The following is a 23,569-nucleotide window of genomic DNA, read 5'->3' as shown; positions in this document are numbered from 1 at the left end:
CCAGAAGACAACAGAAGACATGGGAGAGAGCGTGACTACAGAGAACATCGAGATGCTGCCCGGGCCCGCCACCGTGATGACGCGGATGCTAGGTGGGTTCCAGCTGTCGCAAGCGCTGTACGTCATCGCCAAGCTCGATGTGGCGACCGTGCTCGACGACGGGCCGCTGAGCCACGCTGAGCTGGCTCGCCGGACCGGCGCGCATCCGGCTTCCCTCCGGCGTCTGATCCGGCCCCTGGCCTCGGTCGGGGTGTTCCGTACCGAGGGCGAGTGGGTGCACACCACCGAGCTCGGCGCGGTGCTGTCCCGTCGGCATCCGGAGTCGCTGCACGCGGTGGCGCACTTCTGGATGGAGACGCATTACCGCCCGTTCGCCGAACTGCTGCGCACAGCACGGACCGGCGAGACGGCCTCGACGTACCACCTCGGCGAGCCGTTCTTCAACTGGATCGCCGCCGATCCGGAACGCGCCGCACTGCTGAGCAGGGCGATGGCGGAGGTAACCGGGAGCCTGCGGACCGGGATGTTCGACGGCTACCAGCTGCCCGAAGGGGAGGTGGTAGCGGACATCGGCGGCGCGGACGGCTCGGTGTTGCTCACCCTGCTAGCCAGCGAATCCGGACGCCGGGGCATCGTCTTCGACCACCCCACAGTCGTGCCCACGGCCGAGAAACGCATCCGGGAGGCCGGGGTCGCCAACCACATCGTGGCCACCGGCGGGGACTTCTTCGCCGAGGTGCCCCAAGCCGATGTCTACATCCTGTCCTACATCCTGCACGACTGGGACGACGCGTCCGCGCTGCGCATCCTCGGCTCGATCGCGACCGCCGCGAAACCCGGTGCCCGCCTGCTGATCCTGGAAGGGATCGTGCCCGAGGGCGACGTTCCGCACATGACGAAGATGATCGACCTGACCATGCTCGGGATGAACCCGGGCGGGGAACGGACCGCCGCGGAGTACGAGACCCTGCTGAACACCGGCGGGTTCACGGTCGACCGGATCGTGCCAACGCCGAGCCCGTACTCGATCATCGAGGCGACGCTGAACCGCTGAGCGGACCGATCCTCGATCGGCGCGACCCCGCCGCTGTCCGGCGGGATCGCCGAGTCGCCACAAGGTGTTTGCTGGTGTGTAAAAGCACTCCATAGGGCTAGTCCGTCTGCGTCCACCTGGCCCAGGTCACAGGCATGATCACGTCCATCCTGTCCGTCTGCATCCAGCGCGTATCAGATGCTGCGTGTCCGGGATCGGTCAGACGGGCCGCGCCGACCCGCTGCGGTACCGTCGGCGAATGTTCGCACTCGTGGTGAAGTTCGACTTGATCGACGCCGACAAGGCGGCAGCGTTCGACTTGCTCGTTGCCGAGACCGTCGAGGCCATTCGGGACCATGAGCCCGGCACGCTCGTGTACGCCACGCACGCGGTCGAAGATGAGCCGCTGTCGCGGGTCTTCTACGAGGTGTATCGGGACCGGGCCGCGTTCGAAGAGCACGAGCGGCAGCCGCATACGCGGCGCTTCCTCGACCGGCGCGACGAGTTCATCGAGTCGTTCCGTGTCGAGTTCCTGGCCCCGGCGGCGGCGAAGGGGTTGCCCGTCTAGAGGCGGTTCGTGATGCCGCACCACACGGCGAACCCGTGCACGGTGTCGACGCTGCGCGCCTCGGCGCGTGCCAGCGCCCGCACGGTCTCGTGGACACCGGGGTTGTAGCGGGTCTGCGCTGGCGCTATGGACTTCGCCGTCAGCAGCGCGTCGAGGGAACCGCGACGGTCACCGTGCAGCAGGTAGGCGCGGGAAAGGTCGATGTAGTGGTGTCCGGCGCGTTCCTTGGGCGCGTCGGCGGGGATTACGAACGTGCGGGCGCGGTTCAATGCCTCGGTGCCGTCCATGGCCTCGACCGCGAGCGCGACGCTCCAGATTCCGACGTTGGTGGGGCCGAACGACAGGATCGGATCACGGTCATCGCCGACGCGTCGAGCGGTGGCCCGTGCTTCGGCGAGGTGCTGGTCGGCGAGGTCGCGTTTGCCCGATCGGGACGCGGCGAGCCCGGATTGCAGGTGCAGGCCACCCCAGGCGATCAGGTCATCACGGCGCCCCGCGCCGAGTCGCGGTTCGATGCTTGCGCGGCAGCGTTCCAGGAACAACAGCGCGGCCGTCCACTCGCCGCCGGAGGTGAGCAGCGCGGCGCGCTGGAACTGCGCGGTCGCCCGCCACAGCGGATTATCGGCCTCGGCTGCAGCCCAGGCGATCCGGTCGACCGCGAGAGCGGCCAGGTCCGCATAGCCGAGCTTGTATGCGAGGGAGTTCGCCGAGTAGTACAGCTCGCACAGCATCACCAGGGCGCGATCCCGATCCGTGCCGACGGTGCGGTGCACAACGGCGCGAACCTCGCCGAGCAGTGAGGGCAGTGCGTCGCCGAGTCGATGGAACAAAGCGTTACGTCGATACCGGCACACCTGTTCGACGTCGGCGGCGATCTCCGCCAGCCCACGCGGTTGGGGGACAGCAGCGTTGTCGATGTCGTAGGCGGCCAGTTCCGTACGAAGGACCGCGATCGCGGCGTGTACCTCGGAATCTGCCGGGGCGGGTGGGAACGGCTGGCCGTTGAGTTCGGCGACCGACACACGCAACGCCTTTGACACCGCGCCGAGAAACGTGGGTGTGGCGGGTACGCGGCCCTGCTCTACTGATTGGACCAGTCCGACCGACACATTCGGCTTCGCGGCGAGCTGCCGTTGCGTCAGTCCGCCCAGCTTGCGAGCTTGGGCTACTCGGGCTGCTACGCCGCTGCGGTTCTTGCTCATGCTCACCACTCCATCCTGAGTGCGCCGAGGCTCCAAGGGTACGAAAATCCTTCGGACTTCGAGGCTGACTGCGCTGCCAACGTATGCCCCAGCCCTCGCGTCGGGTCGAACTCGATTCCCCGGCGCGAGGGATTGCCAACGGACAGCAGGGGACGGAAGGCGCAGGGAATGGACGCGATCGGCTGGATAGACCCGTCATCGCCGACACCGGAATGGGACGCGGCCCAGGTACGGCGATTGGGGTACGCGCTGCACTTGGCCGACACCGGTTCGGTACTGGGTCTGGTCGAACAGGTCGCGGCGTGCGGTGCCGACGTGGTGCTGTTGCCGTCGTCGGCGCACATCGACGCGGTGACCTTGGATCGGCTCATGGCCTTGGTCGATGTCGAATGCGCCGCGCCGCGTGCATCATTCGCCCGCTGGACGGCCATCGGCGGGGTGCGCCGATGAGCGCGGCTCAGCTGGGACTCGTGGCTGCGGTCGGCCTGCCGCTTACGGTAGTCGTCGCCATGATCTTCTGGCCCAGTGACTACGACGACTGAACGCTTCGGTGGTCCACGTGCATGGTCTGTCGACCTGCGGAGTGAGTACCCGCAGCCGCAGCATGAGCAGGCGGACAGGCCGCAGGTCCATCGGGGGCGGTCGTGGTGCCCGCGCTGTGGGGGCAGGACCCGCCTGTTCAGGGGTACACGGTCACTCATTTCGGTCGCCGTGGCGGGACACAACCCGTTGCATTCGATGGCCGGTGCGGAGTTCACTGCACGGCATGGCCACGCCGACAGACGATCTCGACATCCCGCACCGCTCGCCCTCGGCGGTGACGCACTTGATCCGATCGGCGGAGGCGGTGCGCTCATCGGCTACGGCCGCGCCACATCTGCATCGCGTGCAGCCATGTGGCCTTCGCTCGGCCGGTCAACACGGTCGGATCTAACCGGCTCCGACCGGCGGCCTGAGGTAGCCGCAGACCCGAAAAGTGGATGCGGCCGCCTCGAATCAAGCCACCTAATCCGGTGCGGCCACCGAGAAATGACCCATTAATGTCAATTGGTGAGTCAAATCACATCATTGCGCGTTTTGTATCAATGGTTGCAGCACCTCGACTCGGAATATCCGAATCCCACGTCGGGCGTGTCTTCGTAGCGTGACGAGCGGCACCCGGGTCTATCTCGGGCCTTCGGGCAGGAATCGGGGCCACACGAGCTGGGCGCATGAGTCGAACTCCCTGGTGAAGGCAGGCACGGAGCGCTGGCAACTGTGGTAGCTGGACAGTTGCAGCCGATGTTTCTGCTGCCGTTATCTTTTCGCGATTCGTGGTGACATATCTCGCACGGATTCGCCGCGAAATTTCTTGAGCGTGCGCATTTCGCATTGCAGCGGCTAGGTGCCCATCAGCGGTGGATGTAGCGTCGCATCCGGTTCAGTGGAGGGCTCGAAACGTGAAGCCGCCCCGGGAATCCAGGCAAGGACCGGGGCGGCTCGCAGAGCCCGATTCCGAGTTGAATAACCATGTCTCAGCTATCTCACGGAGGTAAGGGCTCTATGCCCAACGTAACGGAACCCCTGCGCACGAACAATTCCGTCATGGGATTGATCGACCGCTTCATCACCATCGGAGGAGGGTGCGCCTCGGCGGTTCTGATCACTGGTACCGAGCATCCGGGCATTGGTGCGTGCATCATGGCAGCCTGTGTTGGCACCCAGATCCCCAAGGCTGTTCTGGACATCTTCCGCACCCAGGCCTAGGGACCCTGGCGACCGGAAACACCGGTCGCAGGACCGATCCGGACCCCGGCCCTGCATGAGCAGCGTGCAGTGCCGGGGGCGCTCGTACGGTGTACCCGGTCGGCCATCGCTAATTTCGCCCACTTATCGGCGGCCAAAATCAGTCCCTTTGAGGAGGCGAGATAGTGAGAACATCACCCCATTTGAGTCGGGTCGTCCCGCGGTCACCCCAGTCTGGGAACCACCACGGCAGCATGTCTTGCTCATGCGTGGGAAGCGCCAGTCCCCGCAGCGGCTTGATGTCGGCTGCGATCGAGCCAAGGCGTTGCAGGATCAAACAGCAGTCCCGCATCCATCTCATCGCCTTGAGCGCATCTGCCAGATCATCCTCGGTGATCGTGTCGAGGTGCATCGTCATCTGTGACCAGGGGAGGCCATCGGGTTCAGAGTCGGGGTCTGGCACGTGGCGCCAACTCAGCCCGCGTGGGTGCCCCTCCGCTGTGGTTCTCGGCTCGCCCGGCACACCCATACGCACGATGTTCATAGTGCGCGGCTTTAGTGTCGGTGACGGAGTCGATGTAGAGCAGATGCGCAAGCTTGTGTCGCACCTTGCTGGTGAGGTCGGCTCCAGCCGACCAATCATCGTGCGGCCATCGAACGCCGAAGTGCTCCGCAGCCTTCCGAATCTTGGCAGGCAGAGTCACCTTCTCCAAGGGTGAGGCGCCGGGCCCTGCCGAATGGAAGTAGGCGAAGTTCACCTCCGACACCAGCATCTGCCAGCATCCGACCACGTTCCACGCCGTTCGTTCGAGGCTGTCGGCGGGATGCCACGCGGCCTCTTCCTTCCGCTGTCGCTCTTCCATTTCTCGGAATATGCGTTTCGACCGCTCTTCGTGCGTTTCGCCGTCCATGTGCACACCGTAGGCAGCACGGTCACCTCACTGAGCCCAAGACGCCATCTCAGGCCGAAACGGATAAGTCATCCCGCCGTGGACGTCGGCGACCTATGCAGCAGTGTGGAAGCGGATCTAACGATCGGCTGCCCCATGTCTGCCCCACGGAATCATCGTGGGGCAGACTGGCGAAGTGGTGCAGGCGATCTCTACCTGCTCTTCTTCGGTGGGCGCAGAGGGGATCGAACCCCCGACCGCTGGTGTGTAAAAGCGTGACATACCGTCCGGTCGGTACTATTCCGTCCATCTCGCCCAGGTCAGAAGCTTGATCGTGTCCAGCGTGTACCGCTGTTTCCTGCCGATATCTGCCTGTCTTGGCAAGCTCTTGGCAAGCTGGGGAATCGCTATGCTGCTCTGATCGTCACTCCACGGCCCGAACGCGTCGTTGATACAAAATATGATACAGAGAGAGTCGGGCGACAGATGTGTCATGGCTAGCTTGATGAGCGGGTTGAGATGCGGACCCCTCCCCCCGGGGGGTGCCTTGACCGGTGCTGTCCCTCCTTCGTCCCCAGATTCGGCACCGTGATCAGTCGGCCTCTGCTCCAACCCACCCTTGCCTGGAACCCCTGACTGTATCGCCTGGCGACAGCCGGACCGGGGGCAGTTACTGCGGACACAACGGCCACAGCAACGATTGCCGTCGCACCAGGGAGCGCTGTATCCGAACCGCCACTCATGGAGCGGGTAGCGGGACGTCCGGAGAGAGCGAGCTGATGTCGAAGTATGTGTCTGCTCAGTGATCGATCAGATTCCGGCTATCCTGATCTTGGACCGGAGGTCATGCTTCCGCATCGGCGCGGGTTTGCGTGCACGTTGCCCGACGAGGGTGCGGATAGAAGCCAGCACTTGCAACACAGCCGAGTACGCGCCCACGTGCTCGACGCTGTCCGGTCGAATGTTGTTGTCCGTCTTCATAAGAGCGACGTGCGCTCTCGGTGGGCAGGATTCACTCAGACGGGCATGTGTCGCTGTAGCCGACAATTACATGTTTGGGTGGCGCGCTGAACACCGGTCCGATATGAAGGGAACGTGTCTACTCTGCCTGGCGGGCGCGACGAGGCCGAAACCCGTGCTGCCCTAATCGATCCAGCGTTGCGACGGGCGGGCTGGGAGGACTCCCAACTCAACCTGGAATTCTGGATCGGCGATGGTCAGATCGTGGATGCCGGGGGGATCGCATACCGCAGCAGCCGCCTTCGCGCGGACTACGTGTTGGAGCACGAGCCTGGTTTTCCGCTCGCGGTCGTTGAGGCTAAGCGAGAGGATGAGCCGGCGGCCACCGGCGTCGAGCAGGCTAAGCGGTACGCGCGCGGCTTGGCCGTCCCGTTCGCGTACGCGACTAACGGCCACGAGATCCGTGAGATCGACATGACGGCGGGTACGGAGAAGGTCATCAACGCCTTCCCTCGGCCGGAGAAACTGTGGCACCGGTTCGTCACCGCCAAGCACTTGGACAACCAGCTGGCAATGAGGTTCCGGCGCACACCGTTCAGCCAGGCGCTGGCCAACTACGACGGCACGATCAAAAGGCCGCGCTATTACCAGAAGGCAGCGGTGGACGAAGCGCTCACCGCGATCGCGGCAGGCCAGCGGCGCATCCTGCTGACGTTGGCCACCGGCACCGGCAAGACCTTTGTTGCGTACCTGCTCGCCGCCAAGTTGTGGGATACCCAGTGGCCCAGCGGGACTGGCAGGCCGCGTGTTCTCTACCTGGCAGATCGCAACATCCTGGTGGATCAGCCAAAGGACGAGTACTTCATCCCGGGCTTCGGTGACGAGGCCGTGTGCAAGCTGGGCGAGGGCAGGGCTGTGACGAGCCGCAGCTTCTACTTCGCGCTCTACCAGTCGCTCGACCAGACCCGAGCCGACGACGCCCTATTCCTTCAGTACTCCCGTGACTTCTTCGACCTGATCATCGTCGATGAATGCCATCGAGGGTCCTCCGCCGCAGACTCGGCCTGGCGGGAGATCCTGGAGTACTTCGAACCGGCCGTGCAGGTTGGCATGACCGCAACCCCGGTGGACGACTCGACTCGAAGCACATATGAGTATTTCGGCGACCCCGTATACACCTACTCGCTCGGGGATGGAATACGCGATGGTTACCTCGCGCCGTACCGGGTTAGGAAGATCCAGCTGAACGTCGACATCACGGGTTGGCAGCCCGAGCCGGGGCAGCTGGACCGGTACGGTCGCGAGATCCCGGATAAGGTATATGGACGCAAGGAGTACGAGCGGCTGCTCGCAATAACTGAGCGGACCGTGGAGGCCGCACGTGCACTGACCGAGCATCTGCGCAATACCGACCCAATGTCCAAGACCATCGTGTTCTGCGAGAACATCGATCACGCGGGGCGGATGCGCGAGGCCCTGACCAACCTCAACGCTGACTTGGCGGGCCCAAACCACGACTATGTGTTCCGCATCACTGCAGACGACGGCAGCGCCGGGCTGGCAATGCTGTCGATGTTCCGCAAGGTGGATACCGAACGTCCGGTCATCGCTATCACCTCCCGACTCCTCAACACCGGGGTGGACCTCCCAACGGTGCGCAACATCGTGCTGTTCCGGATCATCGGATCGGTGCCGGAGTTCAAGCAGATCATCGGGCGCGGCACGAGGCTCTTCGAGGAGGACGGAAAGCTCGCCTTCGACATCATCGACTTCACTGACGCCACCAAGCACTTCAGCCGCCCGGACTTCGACGGCTTGCCCCTCGGGCGGCCCACCGTATCGGTTACCAACACGCAAGGTCACCTGGTCGATATTGATATGCCGGACCCGGACTCGGCTGGCGAGCCTGAAGAAGGGCTCGTTCAAATGAGCGAACCCGCGCCAGCCTACGGGCCTAGTGCTGGTCAAGTAGTGGCCGATCCGGTGCAAGCCGCGAGGATTCGCCAAAGCCGGGAGAGGTACTACGTTGATGGGGTTGAGGTTTTCGTTTTCAACGACTCGCTATACATCCTCAACGCCGGAACGCAAGAGTTGCGGCTGACAGAGTACCGCCAATGGGTCGGTGAGCAGGTACGTCGTCTGGACCTCACACCCACAAACCTGCGTGCTCAGTGGGCTCGTGCCGTCACCCGACGGAAGCTCGCCCAAGCCTTCCGCGATGCCGGGATCGGCACCGAGCAGGTATACCGGCATTTCGGTCACGAGGATGTCGATGAAGTCGACCTACTGCTGAACCTCGCTTACAACACCGCGCTGGTCACCAGGAGTGAGCGCGTCAAGCGAGTACGCCGGGAGCACCAGGCGTTCCTCGAGGGTTTCGCCGCGGAGGCCAGGGAGATCCTGGAGATCCTCCTGGACAAATACGAGCAGTCCGGGATCGAGGAGTTGTCAGCCAAAGCGCTACGGACCCCAGCTTTCGCTGGTATGGGTGGGGTAGTCAGCCTCGCAGGGCGCTTCGGCGGCGGCGAGAAGTTGCACGACGCGCTCGACAGCTTGACTGCCCGCCTGTACGACATCGCAAATTGACCGCCGTAATGTAGTGGCCTGCGCGGGCCGTTTCCGCGTGCTGCGTGAGTGGATAGTGGGAGCCGGGAGAGGATGACAGAGGACAATCAGGGCGCGTTGTTCGTAGCTGAATCAAGTCGGGCTCCCAAGCGCAAACCGAGGGCCCGTGCGCCCCGCAAGCAGGCGGCTCCGAAGCCGGCCCCCGTTCGTCTGGCGGCCATCGTGAAGTCTGCTCGCGACATCATGCGCACGGACGAGGGTCTCAACGGCGATCTCGACCGCCTTCCCCAGTTGGCCTGGTTATTGTTCCTGCGGTGTCTGGATGCCAAGGAGGACGAGCGAGAAGTCCTTGAAGGAGAGGCATTCACACCCGCGATCAAGCCCGAGTACCGGTGGCAGAGCTGGGCCGCGGACCCTCGTGGCCGGACAAATCAGGAGTTGATCGACTTCGTCAACACCGAGTTGCTGCCCTATTTGGCCAACCTGGAGAAGGAGATCGACGAGGACGACAGGGCTGGCTTCGACCCGCGACTGGTCATATCGGCGGTGTTCAAGGATCTCAGCAACCGCATGCGCAATGGCGCCTTGCTGCGCGAAGTGATTGACCAAGTCAACAAGGTCGACTTCACTCAGCAGGAGGACATCCACACGATGGCGGCCCTGTATGAGGGAATGCTGCGGGAGATGCGCGACGCCGCAGGCGATTCCGGCGAGTTTTACACCCCTCGACCAGTCATCCGGTTCATGGTGCAGCAGCTGTTCCTTGAGCTCGGCGAGTCCATCCTCGATCCAGCCTGTGGCACTGGCGGATTCCTCGTCGAGGCGCTTACCGAACTGGCCCCCAAGGCCGTGGACTCCCAGCTGATCGATCAACTGCACGCGGACCTGCGCGGCATCGAGAAGAAGTCCCTACCGTACCTGCTGTGCAACATGAACCTGCTGCTGCATGACGTCCCCCAGCCACACGTCCTTCGAGCCAACGCCCTCGTGCAGATGCGCAAGGAGGTCGGCGCGGCGACAAAGGTCGATGTCATTCTCACCAACCCGCCCTTTGGTGGCGAGGAGGAAAAGTCGGTCAGCAACGCGTTCGATGCTGGCTTCCAGAGCCGGGAGACTGCATGGCTGTTCCTGTATGCGGTGATCGACAAGCTCAAGCGTGGAGGGCGCTGCGGCATAGTCCTGCCGAACGGCGTGCTCTTTGGCAATGATGCCGTGGCAGTCAAGATCAAAGAGAGGCTGCTGGCCGATTGCAACCTGCACACTGTCGTCCGTCTCCAACAAGGTGTCTTCGCCCCTTACACCGACATTCCGGCGAACCTGCTGTTCTTCGAGAAGGGCACTCCGACCACCGAGACCTGGTACTACGAGCTCCCACTGCCAGAAGGACGACGCGCCTACACCAAGAGCAAACCGCTGTCCTTCGACGAGTTCGCGGAATGTCGGCGATGGTGGGGAGGTGCCGAACGGACCGGCCGCGAGAAGACGCCCCATGCATGGTGTGTCCCCGTTGAGGATCTCAAGGAACGAGGCTACAACCTCGATCTGAGCAACCCCCATAACACTGATAGCCTCGCTGATCACGATCCAGTCGAACTCGTCGCAGATCTGATAAAGACGCAACATCAGATCCTCGGATTGCTTGAAGAATTGCAGGCAGAATTGGAGGGCGGCCGATGAGTTATCCACAACGCCCGCTCGGAGAAGTGCTCCAGCTACATTGTGATGCCGTCGAAGTCAGAGCTGACAATACGTACAAGATTGCCGGTGTATACAGCTTCGGGCGTGGGCTATTTGAGCGGGAAAGTATCGCGGGCGTGCAGACCCAATACCGCTACCTTCACAGGCTTCATGCAGGGGCGGTCGTGCTAAGCAAACTAAAGGCATTCGAGGGTGCGATAGCGGTCATTCAGGAGGAATTTGAAGGCCGATATCTGTCGCCAGAATTCCCTACATTCATGATCAACAGCTCCGCAGCTGACGCGCGCTATATCCACTACCTTTGCTCCTGGCGCCAGCTGTGGGAACGGCTTGCCCAGAAATCAACGGGAATAGGATCGCGCCGTGAGCGCGTCAGCCCCAGGCAGCTGCAGGAAACCCTAGCCCCCCTCCCGGACCTCGCCGAGCAGCGCCGCATCGCCGCGAAGCTTGACGCTGTGATGGGGAAGCTGAAGCAGATCTCCGATCTCCAAGCGAGAAGTTCAAACCTACGAGATGCGTTCCTGCAGTCCGTATTTAATAAGCTACGCGGGGAAACGCATCGCACGATGAGCGACCTTGTGGAGTTTGAGCGATTGCCCGTAGACCTTCAGGAGAAAAAGGAGTACGTACAGATTGGCGTTCGTTCGTTCGGTAGGGGTATCTTCCACCGCCCTGCAGTGCGTCCGGATGAATTGAGCAAGCTAAAGTATTTTAAGATAATCCCTGGTCGGTTGATTGTTAGCAACATTATGGCATGGGAAGGGGCTGTAGCCCTGTCGAAATCTGCGGAAGCGGGTTGTATAGGATCGAGTCGGTTCCTAAGCTTTGTTCCAAAGAATCGTGTCAATCCCGCATACCTAAACTACTACTTCCGGACACATGAAGGACGACTGAGTATCGCGAGCGCCTCCACAGGTACAGTGAAGCGTAACCAGACACTTTCGGTTCGTAACTTCGAGCGCATCGCGATCCCTGTTCCTGATGTTGAAGTGCAGAACGAGGTAGTCCGCATGATTGATCTCACGGAACTACGCATCCACACTCTAGAGCAATCTCAGTCGGACAACGCGAAAAGTACGCGGACAGCGCTACTGGACGCTGCTTTCACGGGTCGGTTATAGAGCGTGTTGTGTCGGTGAGGTCCCGCGCGCGCTTGCAGAGCAATGCTGCCCTCTCTGTGAGGAATGTGTCGTAGTCGTTAACTAGCGCAGCGTCGAACGCAGCAGGCGGAACGAGGCTGGCCGCGCAGTTCGCGCGTATAGTTGCCTCGCCGTGCATGTCAATCAAGTCCTGGAGGTACTCGGATGGACGTTGGTCCGAGATATGGATATTCGTGATCGAGGTGAGCATAATTATGTTTGCAACCGAGTTGATGACGGCATCGCCATAGCCTTGCTTCTTTAGATACGCCTGCGGGAAGAAGTGGTGGTACTCCTTATCGTTGCTCCAAGACAATGCCTTGCCCACGTCGATCGGTCGTCCGGAGCGGAGATCCACTGGTCGTTCGCGTGCGAGCAGGAGTGCATGTGCCTTCGAGAACGCTGCTCCTTGCCGGAATCGGGTTCGTTTCCACGCGTCGGCTCCGGGCATTCCAGTCGCTGGTGGAAGCTCGGCGATATCGCCCGCAGCGAATGCCCGGATCGCGTCACGGGTTGCGATCATTTGCCGTCCGGACCAGCCGCTGAAGTAGCCGGCGAACGAGGTACGCCAGAACCAGCGTTCGAGCGCGGTGATCTGAGAGGAGGTCGGTTTGTCGACACGGTGGAACAGGTCAGCGAGGACGGTGAACTGGTTCTGGTAGGGCAGTGCTGCTGCACTGGGCAGTCCGAGGTCGGTAGCGAGGAAGTCTGCCGCGCGGCGGGCTCCCTCGGACGCCTTCTTGATGACGACCCGAAGTTCGGCCGAACTGTGGCGCCGTAACTTGTCGATATCTTCACGGTCATAGCCGTGTTCCGCCGCCGCAGCGATGATGCGGAGAAGAGTTGGTGGCTCGACTGTATCGAACCGCTTCGGTGCGAGACTGAGCGAGGCGTCCTCGAGTAGGTCGGCCAAATCGAAGTCCCGAGTCCAGGTCGCCGCGCGGATCAAGTCAGCGATGGTCAGCGTGGTCGCGGTGCTGTTGATCCGCTCGAAGACTCGCGCCACCTCATCGATATCCATGTCCTTGATGGTGGCGACCGCGATCTTGTAGTCCTGGAAGCGCCTGTACAGCCTGTCGGCCCGGTCTCGATACTCCTCGAGATTCGCACCAGCACACCGGAAGAAGGCTGCCCCGTCCGACAGTAGACGCGCGGGGATTTGGTGCACTGGCGGGTTCTCGAGCGTGGAGGCGTGAGTGAATTCCTCGGCGGCGAGGTCGTAGACGATGTTCCAATAGCTGTCCGGGTCGCCTTCGGGCATCCAGTACAACGCCCCGCAGATCGTGGACAACCGCTGCTGCCCGTCAAGCAGATAGTTTCGTGGGTAGTCCTCCCGCGGATCGGCCACCTCCAGGTTGGCGATCGCCCGGTCGCTGGCCAACTCTTCACGGCTCTGCCACAGCAGTACGCTACCGATCGGATAGTCACGCGCGACGGAATCCAGTAGTTCCAGAACTTGTTTGCGGTTCCACACGAACTCCCGCTGGAACTTGGGCAACAGGATGTCACCACTCTTGATCCGACGCGCGAGATCGATCAAGCTCTCGGTCCCAGTGTGCAACGCCCGCACCGACGCCAAACCGCCTGTCATTACTGGTCCTTTCGACGGGAGCCGCCATGCCCATGCGACCCTAGCAGCGAGGTCCGACAACGCCTCGGCGGCGCGGGATGCTGCTAGACGTAACCCAGGAAACGAGCTGAACGTTGGTGGCCGCTATACGCAGAGCGGGTCGTCTCCTATGGGCGGACGCGGTGACCGAGGGGTATGCACTGCCGCAACATCTCGCGGTCGTGACACCCCCTGAGGAATGTCATGTCACTAGCAGAACCGGGGCCCCGTCCCTTGTCCTACCCATCCTGAGCGTGGCGGTCGGCGGTCAATCGGTTGTGTTGTCCCGGACCAGACTGAAGGCCCGTCGAGACGATGAGCGGGGCTGACCAGGACAAACAGTGCAAATGACGGTAGACCAGCCCGTACCCGAAATCACTCACAAGAGCATCGGTGGGTCTAGGGTCAGGCGCGGGATGCACGACATTCCGCTCACTATTCGAGCCAGCTCTTGCGTTGGTAGTAGCGGTCCATCTCTTCGTCCTCCTCCGGCGTCGGTTCGCGTCGCTGCTGCGGCCTGGACTGCTGCGGAGCTGGCCAGGAAGGAGTTCGCGGCTGCGACCACGATGGCGCGGCTGGAGAAACTTCGCGAGGCAACGGCTGGCTGAGCGCGTCAACGGCACGCTCGTGCTGTGCGCGCAGGCGGGGATCGTTCTCGATCTGCGCTATCGCCGCGGCAACGGACTTGCGCGCATTGGCGAGCGCGGTGGCGTGCAGGCGAACGATAGCCTCGACAAGGGTGTCGGGGTCGAGTCGACGGCCGACATCGGTGAGCCGGATCGCGCGTAGGCTTCCATCCGGACCGACTTCCACGGCTGCGACATCACCGGCCATGGACGCCGTGGCGGGCTGGGCGAGGGAGGTTTCCAGCTGTTCGATGTTGCTGGTGAGCGGGTCGATATCCGACATGAGAAGTCCTCCCCGTTTCCTGATTCCTGCCGCCGAAGCTTATAGTGACCGGGGACCGGGAAACCAGCGGGCCGGAGGGTGGCCAAGCGAACCGAGGGGGAAAACTTGGGGGCACAAGACATTCTGTATCTCGACATCCCCGCCACCCGAGCGCTTGCCGATGGGCTCGGAACTGCCGGTGAACAGGTCCGCGTGGTCGGCCGGGGTGGTGCTCTCGCCGACGGGATGGTCGACGGTTTCCCAGGTGCCAACGCGCCCAACGCCTACCACGCTGCGAGCCGTCGAGCGGACCAAGCGATGGGCGCAGTAGCCACCGCGATGATGGAGATGGGCGGCACCGTCGTCGGTGCGATTGTGACTTATCAGCAGCGTGATCAGTCCACCGCCACCGGAATCGGTGCGGCCACCGAGGGTGTGCGATGAGCCAGCACCTGACCGTGCCGCAGGTATTGAGTTGGCGTCCCGAAGCATTCATCGCCCAAGCAGGCGACTGGGATCGGCAGGCGAACGAACTGCGTACCAACCTCGATGTCCAAAACCGCTCTGTCGACGGCTCTCACGAGACATTCCAGGGCCGGGCTGGCGACGCGATGCGCGATCGGTTTCGGCAGGTCTACGACAAGGCCCGGAAAGCTTTGGAGGCGTTGGAGAAAGGCCGTGATGCTGCCAAGATCGCGAGCTTGAACTTCACTGCAGCCAAGTCCCTGGTGCAGCAGACCAAGGCCGCTGCCGAGGCGAAGGGGCTGGATGTCGCTCCTGATGGCACCTGCACGATCAGGGAGTCGACCAAGCACGCCGTTTACGCATCCGTCAACGGTGATGCGAACAGGTACGTCACCGCTATGGCGGCGCTTCGGACATCCTCCGACCAGCAGACCGCATTCGTCAAGCAGGCGCTGAACCACGCTGCCGACGTGGATAGCCAGGCGGAAAGGGCCATCAACACCGCCTTCGCCGACCTACCAGCCGCGGATTCCTTCGGCAACGCGACCACGCCGACGTCGCAGCCGAAGCCGGCACCGAAGAACGGCACACCACAGGAGAATCGCGCGTGGTGGGATTCACTGACACCCCAGGAACAGGCGTCGATGATCAACACGCAGCCCGCGTCCGTGGGTAATCTCGATGGCTTGCCCGCCAGCGTGCGAGATCAGGCCAACCGAAATCTGATTCCGATCGAAAAGGCACGGCTCGATCAGGAAATTGCGGTCAACGAGGCACTGGTGAAGGCCAGCCCTACATCGGCATATGCGCAGCAACAGCTCGAAGACTCCAAGAAGCGCCGAGACGACCTTCTGGCCGTGGAGAAGGCGATCATGAACCATGATGGCAAACCGCCTCGGCAGCTGATGGTGCTCGATACGCAATCCGGTCGGCAGGTGCGGGCCGCCGTCGCAGTCGGTGACCCGGATAGCGCCGACCACGTGTCGGTAACCACTCCGGGCCTCGGCACGAACGTGCGTGAATCGCTGGGCAGCATGGTCAACGAAGCAGAGCAACTCAAGAAGGAATCCGAGTCACAACTGTCACAGGCGGGACGACCGAACGAGACCGTTTCCACAATCGCGTGGATCGGCTACGACCCACCGCAGAAGACATACAACGACCTCGATATCGTCAACGTTGCATCTCCGGACCGTGCGCAGGAAGCAGCACCGGTGCTGGCCAAGTTCTACGAGGGCCTCGATGTCGCGAGCACACAAAATGATCCGCACATCACGGCTTTGGGCCACTCGTACGGGTCACTGACAACCAGTTTGGCGCTCCAAGAGAACGGCCGGGCGGTCGACGACGTCGTGTTCTACGGGTCACCGGGCCTCGGCGGACATATTCCGGCAGCCCCCATCCCCGCACTTCCCGGGTTGATCGCGATGTCGGGTGTGAACGACGTAGTCGACTCGCCAGCTGATCTAGGGTTGCAGAGCCACCACGTGTACCAGATGACCGAGCACGATGACCCGGTGGCGAACTTCAGCAGCTTCGGTCGCAGCCCCAACCAAATTGATTGGATCACCCCTCTCAGCACCGATCCGATCACCGTGGATGGTCGGACTTACACGGGGGCATCGGGACATGCCGAATACCCGCGTACCGACCCCAGCACCGGTAACCTGCACCGCTCCGGATACAACCTCGCCGCAATCGTGGCAGGACTACCCGAGAATGCAATGCGATGAGAACCCGATTCCAACGGATCAGCCTCACCGTCGTGATCATCATCGCGAGCATCGCCTTGTCGATTATTGGGGCCGTCGTGCTGACGGTCGTGGTCTACGAGGCAGCCGATGATCCGCACCCACGGACGACAGACGAGGAAACTCGGCAGGCTACGCAGCAGCTGCTTGATCGACCCAGCCTCGAGGAAGCCGAACGCCAGGTGCGGACGATCATGGAACAGATCGGCACCGTGGCCGGCGAACTTGTGCCAGGAATCCGGCTGGGCCCGAACCGCGACCGAGAGGTCGCCAGCTGTCCGCGGCCATTCGACCAGACAGAGGGCCGTACCGTGCGACTTCAAAATCTGTACTCGGACACACGAATACCCGACGACGTCTGGCAAATGTATGTCGAACGCGTACGTGCGCTGGTCGCCACTCTTGGTGCCATCCAGCAGCGGCAGGCAACTGAGGAACCAAGCGCCGAGGTGGGGCGTGGGGCGAACTTCTACAACCCCGATACTGGCACGACGATATGGATCGGCAGCGACCGTGTCACCATCATCTCCGGAACCGTCGGATGCCACCTGCCGCAGGACAAGTTCGGCTCGACTATCCCGTCGACTCGGTGATATTCGTGGCAGGTGGAACCGTTTGGCCGCGCGGCACGTCCAACTAGGTAACCGCACGCTGTAGCAGGAAGGTCAGTGATGGACATCGGATACACCTCGGCGGCCGAACTGTGGCAGGCAGCGGTAGCCGGGCAGTTCCGCCTCGAGCCAGGTGCCGCGCGTGAATGTGCGGCCCACTTCGACTGGTTCGCGGAGATGATGCGCCTTCGCCAAGAGGAGATGGGACGACTCCAGAAGCTCGATGGATTTGGCGGATTCGACTCAGCGCAGCAATTGCAGTCTGGGTTCGAGGGCAAGGCTGTTCAGGGGGCAGAAGCCCTGATAGCTGCAGAACAAAGTGCGCTTCGCATGAAAGCGGCAATCCTCCGCGCAGCTGGATTGCTCGACGAGGCGGACGCTGCCAACGCAGCCGCGATCAGCACCGCAACCAGGGAGGTCACGCAATGAAATGGGGTGCCATCGGTCATAAGACAGCGGTGCTCGCTCTGACTATCGGAGCGCTGGGGGCGTGTTCGAACGACGGCACCCCGGCATCGGAGACGTCGGCATCTGAGCCAGCCACGGCGACGACAACTCTCAGCAGGCCAACCTTGACGGCATCCAAGCTGCAACCGCCTTCGCAGGACAACGAATTCACGAAAGCCGGTGGACGCCCCATGGTTGTAGTGGATCCTTGCACGTGGATCGAAGATGACGTGATTGCTCGACTCGGGTTCGACCCGGCCACACGGAAGCGCGGCAATGACATTGTCGGTGAATATACCTTCCTCACATGCGATTTCAGGACTTTGGACAGGACCCTGCAACTCGATTCCGGGAATGTCGCGCTCGAAGAGGTAAAGAGCAAGTATGCAGGGAAGACGCAGTCGGTGACCATCAATGGTCGTGAAGCCGTTATCACGCAGAAGACTAATCTCGACGAGTGCTCACTCGACATGCGAACAAAGGCGGGGTATCTCGGTCTTTCCTTCTTCGTTAGCACCCCAGGCCGCGTTAAGGGCCTCAAGCCCTGCGACGGCATAGTAGGAGCCGCGACAGCCCTTGAACCTTCCATCGGCAAGGATAACTGATCGTGGGCAACGACGAGTCGAACCCGTCTGGGTCCCCGTTCCCCGTCCTGCCGGGTATACCGGATCTTGATTCGAAGGTGGCGCCGAAACGTGATGCGTCACAAACGATGCAGCGTGGTGCCGAGGGTGCGGACCGTCTGGTTGGTCATGGAGGCCGGGACCCTGCCTACATCCAGCGGATGGAGGAGTTCGCTGGACTGTCGCATCAGGAGATCTACGAGAAGGCGCAGGCGATGCAGCCTGGTGTCATGCATTCGTCGGCGCAGGCGTGGAAGAAGATCGGTGACGCCTTCCTGGCCAACATGATGGGTCTCAACGGGAAGTTGCGTACGAGCATCGCACAAGGCTGGGAGGGGGCCTCAGCGGACGCAGTGCAGGCCGCGACGCAGCGTTTCCTGAACGAGTTGGGCGATATCCAGGACATCGTCCAAGGGGTGTACCAGAGGATCGAGGCTTCCGCTTTTGGGGCGGAGGTGGTGAAGGCGCAAATTCCGCCAGTCCCCCCGTCGGCGCCGATTCCCGCGCTTGCGGGTGCGGAAAGTCCCGCGCAGGCGGTCGCTCAGCAGGCGATTGAGCAGGAAGCGCATCAGACCGCCATCTGGGCGATGCGGAATTACTACGTGCCAACATACGAGCCTGCCGGACAAGGAGTCCCGACCTTCGTCGCCCCGAGTTCACCAGCGGACGGCCCTGGGTTGCCGGTCTCCAACGGCCTGGGCTCGACAGCAGGCTTCGCCAACGGCAACGAGCAGGTCGGCAGTGGCTCCAGTGAACCGACCGCGCCTGGCGGGCCTGACACCCAGGGACAGCCGGGAACCGAGGCAGCTGGCGTCTCACCGGCCGCTACGGCCGCGGATTCGCCTGGGAGCCAGGGAAGCAGTCCGCAGACCACTGGTACGCCAGCATCGACCACGCCCGCCGGTGTCGGTCCCGGCAATACCACGCCGACGGGAGCTGCTCCGGGGAGTGCCCCCGGACAACCAAGCTCCAGAATCCCGGGTTCGCCCGGTCCGGGCACCTCAGCGAGCCCTGGGGGTCCGGGGCATAGCGTCCGGAGTCCTGCCGGGACACCCGGAGCTGGCAACCCGTCCGGTGTGCCCGGTGGCGTTGCGGCACGGCCCACCGCTTCGGCGGGAATGCCGGGGATGATGCCACCCGGTGCGCGGGGGAAGTCCACGGACGACGACAAGGAGCACCAGGGCCGCCGGGAGCTGTTGGTCCATGAGCGGAACAAGATCGACCTCGTCGGTGAGCGCATGCCAACTACCCCGCCAGTGTTCGGCGCGGACGCAGCACCACCGTCCGATGACTGGACCGACGCTCGCGACCAATCTCGACCAGACCAGGGTGAGCGCAGTCGATGAGGTGGGAGTTCAGCCCTGACGAATTCCTGTATGCGTGGCAACAATTGGGTGCCGACCGCAACCCCGTCCCGCTGAGCCTGCGGCCGTCGGTGGCGTGGCGCGACGAATGGGAGGAGATCGAACGCGAACTGCGGCGACGACTTCCGGTGCTCGAGGATCCTGACCTGCTGCCGGTGCTGCGGACCGCCGCGGACCCAGACATGTCGCTCATCCTGATCGGCAGCCGGAGACACCCGCTACGCGCCTGCGGTGCGGTGACCGCGAACATCGGTGTCACGATGGTGCAGCGGCCCGGCCCGGAGCCTGCAGTCGGCGGCAACGTGATTATCGAGGTCGGCTCTCCAGGACTGGTGCCGAAGGTCTTTGCCGCTGTCTCTGGAAATCAGCCTGCGGGCCGACATGCCAGCATGGTCGCGACCTGGGACCGGCTCCAGGAGGCACACCCGGTTGTCGGGCTGGTTCGCGACGAGTCGTCAAATCTCGACCGGATGCGTAGCCTGCTTGCCGCACCTCGCGTCGGCTCTGGGCATGTCGAGATCCTGTGTGACCGCCGCGCGGCACGCCCTCTTCCACCCCGATACCTGAGCTGGTTCGATGTCGAGGGTGACGGCCGCTACAAATACACGCGCCAGCACGGCGACTTCCTCATCGACCCATGTAGTGCTGATGAGTTCTGTCGATCCCTTACTCAGCTGATGGAGGCGTAACCGCGCCGCTATAGACACCAAGATCCTCACGACGACGCCCGGCGGGGGAGGGGGTTGCCGGTGTGCCGGAGGAGGTCCGCGACGACGGCCTATCGGGAAAATTCACTCTCTAGTTGAACCTTTCACAAGACTGCTGAGCTATCGGGTCGATCCGTGGCCAGCCGCGTAACCGTGGGTAATTGGTTGTCGCACTTTGCAGCAACCCCTCTCATGGCATCGCCTGTTGAGTTTCGCCTTCGGCTTCGCGTTCACAATCGAAGTGCATGAGGTGCCCTTCCGGGACACTGTCGTATCCGCATCGCGAACAGATAGTTCTCGCGTTCGGAGTGGAATTCGGTCCAGTGGCGCCGTCCCTCACCGCTTGGCGCGACTGGAAACATCTGCCAGTGGCGCCAACGTGTTTATGCAGGTCAGGCCCAGTTGCGCCAGTGGCGCCAAGGTTTGGAGTCTCCGGGCGGTCATCGAGCACGGTGGCGCGACAGGGTAGCGACCACCACGTGACCCGCGGGAAGCCCTTCGGTTCGACCCTGACGCCCAGTTTCTTCGCGGCGCGCTCGACGGTGCGTTCGGCGATACCTGCCTTCCTGGCCTCGGCCTTGACCGCCTTCGATGGGGCCGCGCCCTGCTGCTCGAGGTAATCCGACACCCATTGCATGGCCTCGGTCAGAGCGTCCCCGTCACTGTCTTCGGCGGAGGTGGTCAGCAGGGTCCTGGCGTCGAGTTCCGAATTCCCGAGCCACACCACTTTCGCCGCGCCCAGGACACCGGAATCAACCAGGCGATAAATCAGGGCGGGGGGTTTTGGAGCGAGGTTGTTTTTCACACTCGCCAGCACGCACGAAGTCTCATCTTCCGGGTTCGGGGCTACGAGCAGACCCGCCCGGGCTGCACCCACAATTCCGATGGACCCCCCGCCGCGGTACAACGGGTCTGCTCCCTTGGCCTTGTTCAAGTGGCGCAGCAGCAGCACCGTGCAGCCGGTGCGGTCGGCCAGTTCGGACAGCCTCGCCAATACCCTTCTGATGTCTTGATCCTTATGCGAGTCCGCGCCTCGGGGAAGGTAGGCCATCAAGACGTCGATGATGAGCAACCGGGCACCGGTATCAGCGACTACCGTCTCGAGGTGCGCGATGTCGCCGAGGGTGGGAGGCCGTAGTGTCCCATCCGGCAACCGCACGCCTTGGATCGCGTGCACCCTCGTCACGTCGGCACCCGCAGCATCCAATCTCGGGCGCACCGTGTCGGCCAGCCCATCCTCCGCGGAAAGCAACACCACGTCGCCGGGGTCGTCGCACCGCGTACCATCGGCCCAGACTTCCCCTGTCGTCACCACCGCGGCGAACGCGAGCGACAACGTCGACTTCCCCAATCCAGGGTCGCCGTCGAGGGTAACCACCTTTCCGAGAGGTATCCGGCCCTGCCAGAGCCAATCCACGCGTTCGGGTTTCACGTCGGCCAAGCGGACGGTTACCGCCTGCTCGGGCTGTTCCTTCTCAACCTTCGTTGTGTCACCCGTGTCGGTGTCGCCGATGTCGTCATCCGGTAGAACGGTCGGGCCGCGGTCGGCCGCCACTATTTCCACTGCACCGGTCACCAGGGCATCGAAGTCGGCGAGCAACGATTCCGAGGTATGGCGCGGGTGCCGGTCTGTGGTGGATGCATAAGCCGCCCCCAGCGTCGCGAGCGCCACTTTCACACCGGGTTCCCCTTGCTCGCCGAGCCTTATTAGAGAGAGGACATGGTCCCGCGTCTTCTCGTGCCGGTGCTTGCCCTCAGCCTCCTTGGTCAAGCCAGCTCCGAGCGCCTCGGCAAGCCGGGCATCGACCTCTGCACTCGGTTCGCCGTTCGTCAGAAACTCTGAGGACAACGTGGCCAGCTTCGCTGGAGTCACCCGTGCACGTACGGCATCCTGCACGTCGTCGCCGGGCAGCTCCACCCCCAGCTCGGCGGCTAGTGCCTCGGGCTCCCAAGCCGTCACCGCGTCATCGTCGGGTCGGATGGCCCATGTGACCGGTAGGGGCGGATCGTGCTTGTGGTTCAGCGTGCCCGGCGGCCGGAGCAGGTCATTGTCGTTGATCTTGTCGTCACCGCCGAGCCGTTCTCGGAGCCCTCCACAGAGCGCACGGTGTTGCGGCCCGCTGACGTCCCGTGTGAGCCGAAGATAGATATGCAGGTGGCTGGGAGTGCCCGAACACACCGCGAACCCCCTCAGCGCCCGTACGGCTTCGAGTTCGACCGCTTGGTCGACGTCCGCGTGCACATGCATCCGGCGCGCCGCGTTGCCCTTCCATCTCCGCTGATCGCGCATCGGGTACGGGCACAGCCAGACATTGCCGAAAAACGTCGCGGTCCTCACGATCTCGCCGATCAGTACATCCCGGTTTCGGGGCACCCGGAACGGGGTCTCACGATGTTGACCGTTGTCGTCCTCGTAGGCCAGATACGCGAATCCGGCTGTATCGCCGAGCAACTCGCGTATGTATTCACCAATCATGTCCGCGTTCATTTGGCCCGCCCCCGCGTGAGACGAGAACCATTGAACATCCGCACCCGCAGCCCAGGCGCGACCTGCGTCACGGTCACTTCACCTACGGCGGCGGCCACCGGCACACCCAGCGCGTGGGCCAGCTCGACGCTCTCGGCGTGCGTCAATGGCCGGTGCCGGAGCCGGGCCAGAGGGTGCTTCTCGAACCACTCCCGGTCATCCTGCATCGCGCGGTCGGCACCCACACCGACGGGGCACGTGCTCGCATGGGTCAGGTGGCGGCCGCCGTCAGGCCCGGCACAGCAGTCCGGGCAGGGGCTTGGCTGCTGGCGGTAGACTGATTGGTGGTAATTTTCGGTGCCCCGGTGAGGTTCCCGTCCGCCGGGGCCATTTTTATTGTCGCTCATGTGATTTCCTGTGTCTCCAGGCCGCCCGTTCAGTCGAGTTGGAGTTGCCGCAGCACCCACGCGCTCGGAATCCGCAGTCGCCCCCGAACTCTGATGACTGGCCATTCGCCCGCACCGGCTGCCGCGTAACCGGTTGACCGGCTGACTCCGAGCACCCGGCTGGTGTCGTCGATGGACGCCGTGGGCTGCGATGTGATCCGACGCAGCACGTCGTCGCTGGTAGTCGTGTCTTTCTCAGTCGCCATCCGGAACCATCCCACCGCGTGTCGAGGCGGCCTCCTGCGCCGCGATCCACGCTTCTACTGCGGAACGTCGATAGACGACGCGCCGCCCCAGCCGGAACGATGCCGGGCCAGTGTTGTTGTGTCGGTAGTACCGAAGCGTCCCGGCGGGGATGCTGTAGTCGGTCTCCACTCGGCCCGTCGTCAGCAGCTCGTCCATAGTCATCCT

23 protein-coding genes are annotated in these 23,569 nt (G+C 63.1%); 14 read left to right on the top strand and 9 right to left on the bottom strand.

All coding sequences use genetic code 11. The features are described from left to right. The first annotated feature begins 31 nt into the window (after positions 1-31). Together ACWPXK_RS22950 and ACWPXK_RS22945 are read left to right on the top strand one after the other, a co-directional pair. Positions 32-1,054: a methyltransferase gene (locus tag ACWPXK_RS22950; protein ID WP_454198236.1), complete on the top strand. Its 1,023-nt coding sequence runs from the start codon at positions 32-34 to the stop codon at positions 1,052-1,054. Positions 1,055-1,292: 238 nt separating this feature from the next. Then, on the top strand, positions 1,293-1,601 hold the full coding sequence (locus tag ACWPXK_RS22945) for a putative quinol monooxygenase (RefSeq protein ID WP_454198235.1): 309 nt from the start codon (positions 1,293-1,295) through the stop codon (positions 1,599-1,601). On the opposite strand, the gene ACWPXK_RS22940 is transcribed toward ACWPXK_RS22945, so the two are convergent. Next, positions 1,598-2,803 (bottom strand): helix-turn-helix domain-containing protein, encoded by a 1,206-nt coding sequence (locus tag ACWPXK_RS22940; protein WP_454198234.1) that lies wholly within the window; start codon positions 2,801-2,803, stop codon positions 1,598-1,600. The genes ACWPXK_RS22945 and ACWPXK_RS22940 overlap by 4 nt on opposite strands. Before the next feature lie 168 nt (positions 2,804-2,971). Between ACWPXK_RS22940 and ACWPXK_RS22935 the strand changes: the two genes are divergently transcribed. Continuing rightward, positions 2,972-3,253 (top strand): hypothetical protein, encoded by a 282-nt coding sequence (locus tag ACWPXK_RS22935; protein ID WP_454198233.1) that lies wholly within the window; start codon positions 2,972-2,974, stop codon positions 3,251-3,253. 1,134 nt (positions 3,254-4,387) lie between these two features. Continuing rightward, positions 4,388-4,549: a hypothetical protein gene (locus ACWPXK_RS22930; RefSeq protein WP_454198232.1), complete on the top strand. Its 162-nt coding sequence runs from the start codon at positions 4,388-4,390 to the stop codon at positions 4,547-4,549. 139 nt (positions 4,550-4,688) lie between these two features. Here the strand turns inward: ACWPXK_RS22930 and ACWPXK_RS22925 are convergent, their stop codons facing one another. Both ACWPXK_RS22925 and ACWPXK_RS22920 read right to left on the bottom strand, forming a co-directional pair. Then, positions 4,689-4,946 carry a hypothetical protein gene (locus ACWPXK_RS22925; RefSeq protein ID WP_454198231.1) on the bottom strand — a complete coding sequence of 86 codons (258 nt, stop codon included), beginning with the start codon at positions 4,944-4,946 and terminating at the stop codon, positions 4,689-4,691. 25 nt (positions 4,947-4,971) lie between these two features. Continuing rightward, complete coding sequence (locus ACWPXK_RS22920; protein WP_454198230.1) at positions 4,972-5,439, bottom strand: hypothetical protein; 468 nt, start codon at positions 5,437-5,439, stop codon at positions 4,972-4,974. A 1,074-nt stretch (positions 5,440-6,513) separates the two neighbouring features. Here ACWPXK_RS22920 and hsdR point away from each other — a divergent pair. The 3 genes from hsdR (at position 6,514) to ACWPXK_RS22905 (ending at position 11,762) form a co-directional block, all read left to right on the top strand. Then, on the top strand, positions 6,514-8,964 hold the full coding sequence (gene hsdR, locus ACWPXK_RS22915) for an EcoAI/FtnUII family type I restriction enzme subunit R (RefSeq protein ID WP_364335415.1): 2,451 nt from the start codon (positions 6,514-6,516) through the stop codon (positions 8,962-8,964). Between the two features lie 72 nt (positions 8,965-9,036). Continuing rightward, the gene (locus tag ACWPXK_RS22910) at positions 9,037-10,620 is read left to right on the top strand and encodes a class I SAM-dependent DNA methyltransferase (RefSeq protein WP_364335418.1); all 1,584 of its coding nucleotides are present in this window, start codon (positions 9,037-9,039) and stop codon (positions 10,618-10,620) included. After that, on the top strand, positions 10,617-11,762 hold the full coding sequence (locus ACWPXK_RS22905) for a hypothetical protein (RefSeq protein WP_454198229.1): 1,146 nt from the start codon (positions 10,617-10,619) through the stop codon (positions 11,760-11,762). Before ACWPXK_RS22910 ends, ACWPXK_RS22905 begins: the two co-directional genes overlap by 4 nt. Here the strand turns inward: ACWPXK_RS22905 and ACWPXK_RS22900 are convergent. Next, positions 11,746-13,371, bottom strand: coding sequence for a GmrSD restriction endonuclease domain-containing protein (locus tag ACWPXK_RS22900; protein ID WP_454198228.1), 1,626 nt, complete (start codon positions 13,369-13,371; stop codon positions 11,746-11,748). The two genes, ACWPXK_RS22905 and ACWPXK_RS22900, sit on opposite strands and share 17 nt — an antisense overlap. A 453-nt stretch (positions 13,372-13,824) precedes the next feature. Next, the gene (locus ACWPXK_RS22895) at positions 13,825-14,298 is read right to left on the bottom strand and encodes a hypothetical protein (RefSeq protein WP_364332385.1); all 474 of its coding nucleotides are present in this window, start codon (positions 14,296-14,298) and stop codon (positions 13,825-13,827) included. A gap of 105 nt (positions 14,299-14,403) precedes the next feature. On the opposite strand from ACWPXK_RS22895, the gene ACWPXK_RS22890 reads away from it, so the two are divergent. From ACWPXK_RS22890 to ACWPXK_RS22860, 7 genes are all read left to right on the top strand, one after another. Next, positions 14,404-14,721: a hypothetical protein gene (locus tag ACWPXK_RS22890; RefSeq protein WP_364332382.1), complete on the top strand. Its 318-nt coding sequence runs from the start codon at positions 14,404-14,406 to the stop codon at positions 14,719-14,721. Then, the gene (locus ACWPXK_RS22885) at positions 14,718-16,475 is read left to right on the top strand and encodes an alpha/beta hydrolase (protein WP_454198227.1); all 1,758 of its coding nucleotides are present in this window, start codon (positions 14,718-14,720) and stop codon (positions 16,473-16,475) included. The genes ACWPXK_RS22890 and ACWPXK_RS22885 overlap by 4 nt, the downstream gene beginning before the upstream one ends. Before the next feature lie 32 nt (positions 16,476-16,507). Continuing rightward, on the top strand, positions 16,508-17,086 hold the full coding sequence (locus ACWPXK_RS22880) for an LppA family lipoprotein (protein WP_454198226.1): 579 nt from the start codon (positions 16,508-16,510) through the stop codon (positions 17,084-17,086). A 78-nt stretch (positions 17,087-17,164) separates the two neighbouring features. Next, entirely contained in the window at positions 17,165-17,533 is a 369-nt protein-coding gene (locus ACWPXK_RS22875; RefSeq protein WP_454198225.1) for a hypothetical protein, read from the top strand. Continuing rightward, a complete protein-coding gene (locus tag ACWPXK_RS22870; RefSeq protein ID WP_454198224.1) occupies positions 17,530-18,156 on the top strand; it encodes a DUF3558 domain-containing protein in 627 nt (208 codons plus the stop codon). Before ACWPXK_RS22875 ends, ACWPXK_RS22870 begins: the two co-directional genes overlap by 4 nt. A gap of 2 nt (positions 18,157-18,158) precedes the next feature. After that, a complete protein-coding gene (locus ACWPXK_RS22865) occupies positions 18,159-19,520 on the top strand; it encodes a hypothetical protein (RefSeq protein ID WP_454198223.1) in 1,362 nt (453 codons plus the stop codon). After that, positions 19,517-20,227, top strand: a complete 711-nt coding sequence (locus tag ACWPXK_RS22860) for an ESX secretion-associated protein EspG (RefSeq protein WP_454198222.1) — start codon at positions 19,517-19,519, stop codon at positions 20,225-20,227. Before ACWPXK_RS22865 ends, ACWPXK_RS22860 begins: the two co-directional genes overlap by 4 nt. A gap of 208 nt (positions 20,228-20,435) precedes the next feature. Here the strand turns inward: ACWPXK_RS22860 and ACWPXK_RS22855 are convergent, their stop codons facing one another. From ACWPXK_RS22855 to ACWPXK_RS22840, 4 genes are read right to left on the bottom strand one after another with little or no spacing between them, the layout of a single operon-like run. Next, positions 20,436-22,733: an AAA family ATPase gene (locus ACWPXK_RS22855; protein ID WP_454198221.1), complete on the bottom strand. Its 2,298-nt coding sequence runs from the start codon at positions 22,731-22,733 to the stop codon at positions 20,436-20,438. Beyond that, on the bottom strand, positions 22,730-23,119 hold the full coding sequence (locus tag ACWPXK_RS22850; RefSeq protein ID WP_454198220.1) for a hypothetical protein: 390 nt from the start codon (positions 23,117-23,119) through the stop codon (positions 22,730-22,732). The genes ACWPXK_RS22855 and ACWPXK_RS22850 overlap by 4 nt, the downstream gene beginning before the upstream one ends. A gap of 29 nt (positions 23,120-23,148) precedes the next feature. Then, a complete protein-coding gene (locus ACWPXK_RS22845; protein WP_454198219.1) occupies positions 23,149-23,364 on the bottom strand; it encodes a DNA-binding protein in 216 nt (71 codons plus the stop codon). Beyond that, complete coding sequence (locus tag ACWPXK_RS22840) at positions 23,354-23,560, bottom strand: helix-turn-helix transcriptional regulator (protein ID WP_454198218.1); 207 nt, start codon at positions 23,558-23,560, stop codon at positions 23,354-23,356. The genes ACWPXK_RS22845 and ACWPXK_RS22840 overlap by 11 nt, the downstream gene beginning before the upstream one ends. Positions 23,561-23,569 lie beyond the last annotated feature (9 nt).

Source organism: Nocardia sp. Marseille-Q1738 (assembly GCF_965283145.1).
This window is presented reverse-complemented; position numbering and strand designations above follow the sequence as displayed.

What these genes read in the sequence shown, in the direction of transcription:
- ACWPXK_RS22845 (WP_454198219.1), bottom strand. Translation starts at nt 23,364, where the DNA reads ATGGCGACTGAGAAAGACACGACTACCAGCGACGACGTGCTGCGTCGG.
- ACWPXK_RS22920 (WP_454198230.1), bottom strand. Translation starts at nt 5,439, where the DNA reads ATGGACGGCGAAACGCACGAAGAGCGGTCGAAACGCATATTCCGAGAA.
- ACWPXK_RS22945 (WP_454198235.1), top strand. Translation starts at nt 1,293, where the DNA reads ATGTTCGCACTCGTGGTGAAGTTCGACTTGATCGACGCCGACAAGGCG.
- ACWPXK_RS22840 (WP_454198218.1), bottom strand. Translation starts at nt 23,560, where the DNA reads ATGGACGAGCTGCTGACGACGGGCCGAGTGGAGACCGACTACAGCATC.
- ACWPXK_RS22875 (WP_454198225.1), top strand. Translation starts at nt 17,165, where the DNA reads ATGGACATCGGATACACCTCGGCGGCCGAACTGTGGCAGGCAGCGGTA.
- ACWPXK_RS22885 (WP_454198227.1), top strand. Translation starts at nt 14,718, where the DNA reads ATGAGCCAGCACCTGACCGTGCCGCAGGTATTGAGTTGGCGTCCCGAA.
- ACWPXK_RS22850 (WP_454198220.1), bottom strand. Translation starts at nt 23,119, where the DNA reads ATGAGCGACAATAAAAATGGCCCCGGCGGACGGGAACCTCACCGGGGC.
- ACWPXK_RS22900 (WP_454198228.1), bottom strand. Translation starts at nt 13,371, where the DNA reads ATGACAGGCGGTTTGGCGTCGGTGCGGGCGTTGCACACTGGGACCGAG.
- ACWPXK_RS22940 (WP_454198234.1), bottom strand. Translation starts at nt 2,803, where the DNA reads ATGAGCAAGAACCGCAGCGGCGTAGCAGCCCGAGTAGCCCAAGCTCGC.
- ACWPXK_RS22895 (WP_364332385.1), bottom strand. Translation starts at nt 14,298, where the DNA reads ATGTCGGATATCGACCCGCTCACCAGCAACATCGAACAGCTGGAAACC.
- ACWPXK_RS22860 (WP_454198222.1), top strand. Translation starts at nt 19,517, where the DNA reads ATGAGGTGGGAGTTCAGCCCTGACGAATTCCTGTATGCGTGGCAACAA.
- ACWPXK_RS22870 (WP_454198224.1), top strand. Translation starts at nt 17,530, where the DNA reads ATGAAATGGGGTGCCATCGGTCATAAGACAGCGGTGCTCGCTCTGACT.
- ACWPXK_RS22910 (WP_364335418.1), top strand. Translation starts at nt 9,037, where the DNA reads ATGACAGAGGACAATCAGGGCGCGTTGTTCGTAGCTGAATCAAGTCGG.
- ACWPXK_RS22905 (WP_454198229.1), top strand. Translation starts at nt 10,617, where the DNA reads ATGAGTTATCCACAACGCCCGCTCGGAGAAGTGCTCCAGCTACATTGT.
- ACWPXK_RS22925 (WP_454198231.1), bottom strand. Translation starts at nt 4,946, where the DNA reads ATGACGATGCACCTCGACACGATCACCGAGGATGATCTGGCAGATGCG.
- ACWPXK_RS22855 (WP_454198221.1), bottom strand. Translation starts at nt 22,733, where the DNA reads ATGAACGCGGACATGATTGGTGAATACATACGCGAGTTGCTCGGCGAT.
- ACWPXK_RS22930 (WP_454198232.1), top strand. Translation starts at nt 4,388, where the DNA reads ATGGGATTGATCGACCGCTTCATCACCATCGGAGGAGGGTGCGCCTCG.
- ACWPXK_RS22935 (WP_454198233.1), top strand. Translation starts at nt 2,972, where the DNA reads ATGGACGCGATCGGCTGGATAGACCCGTCATCGCCGACACCGGAATGG.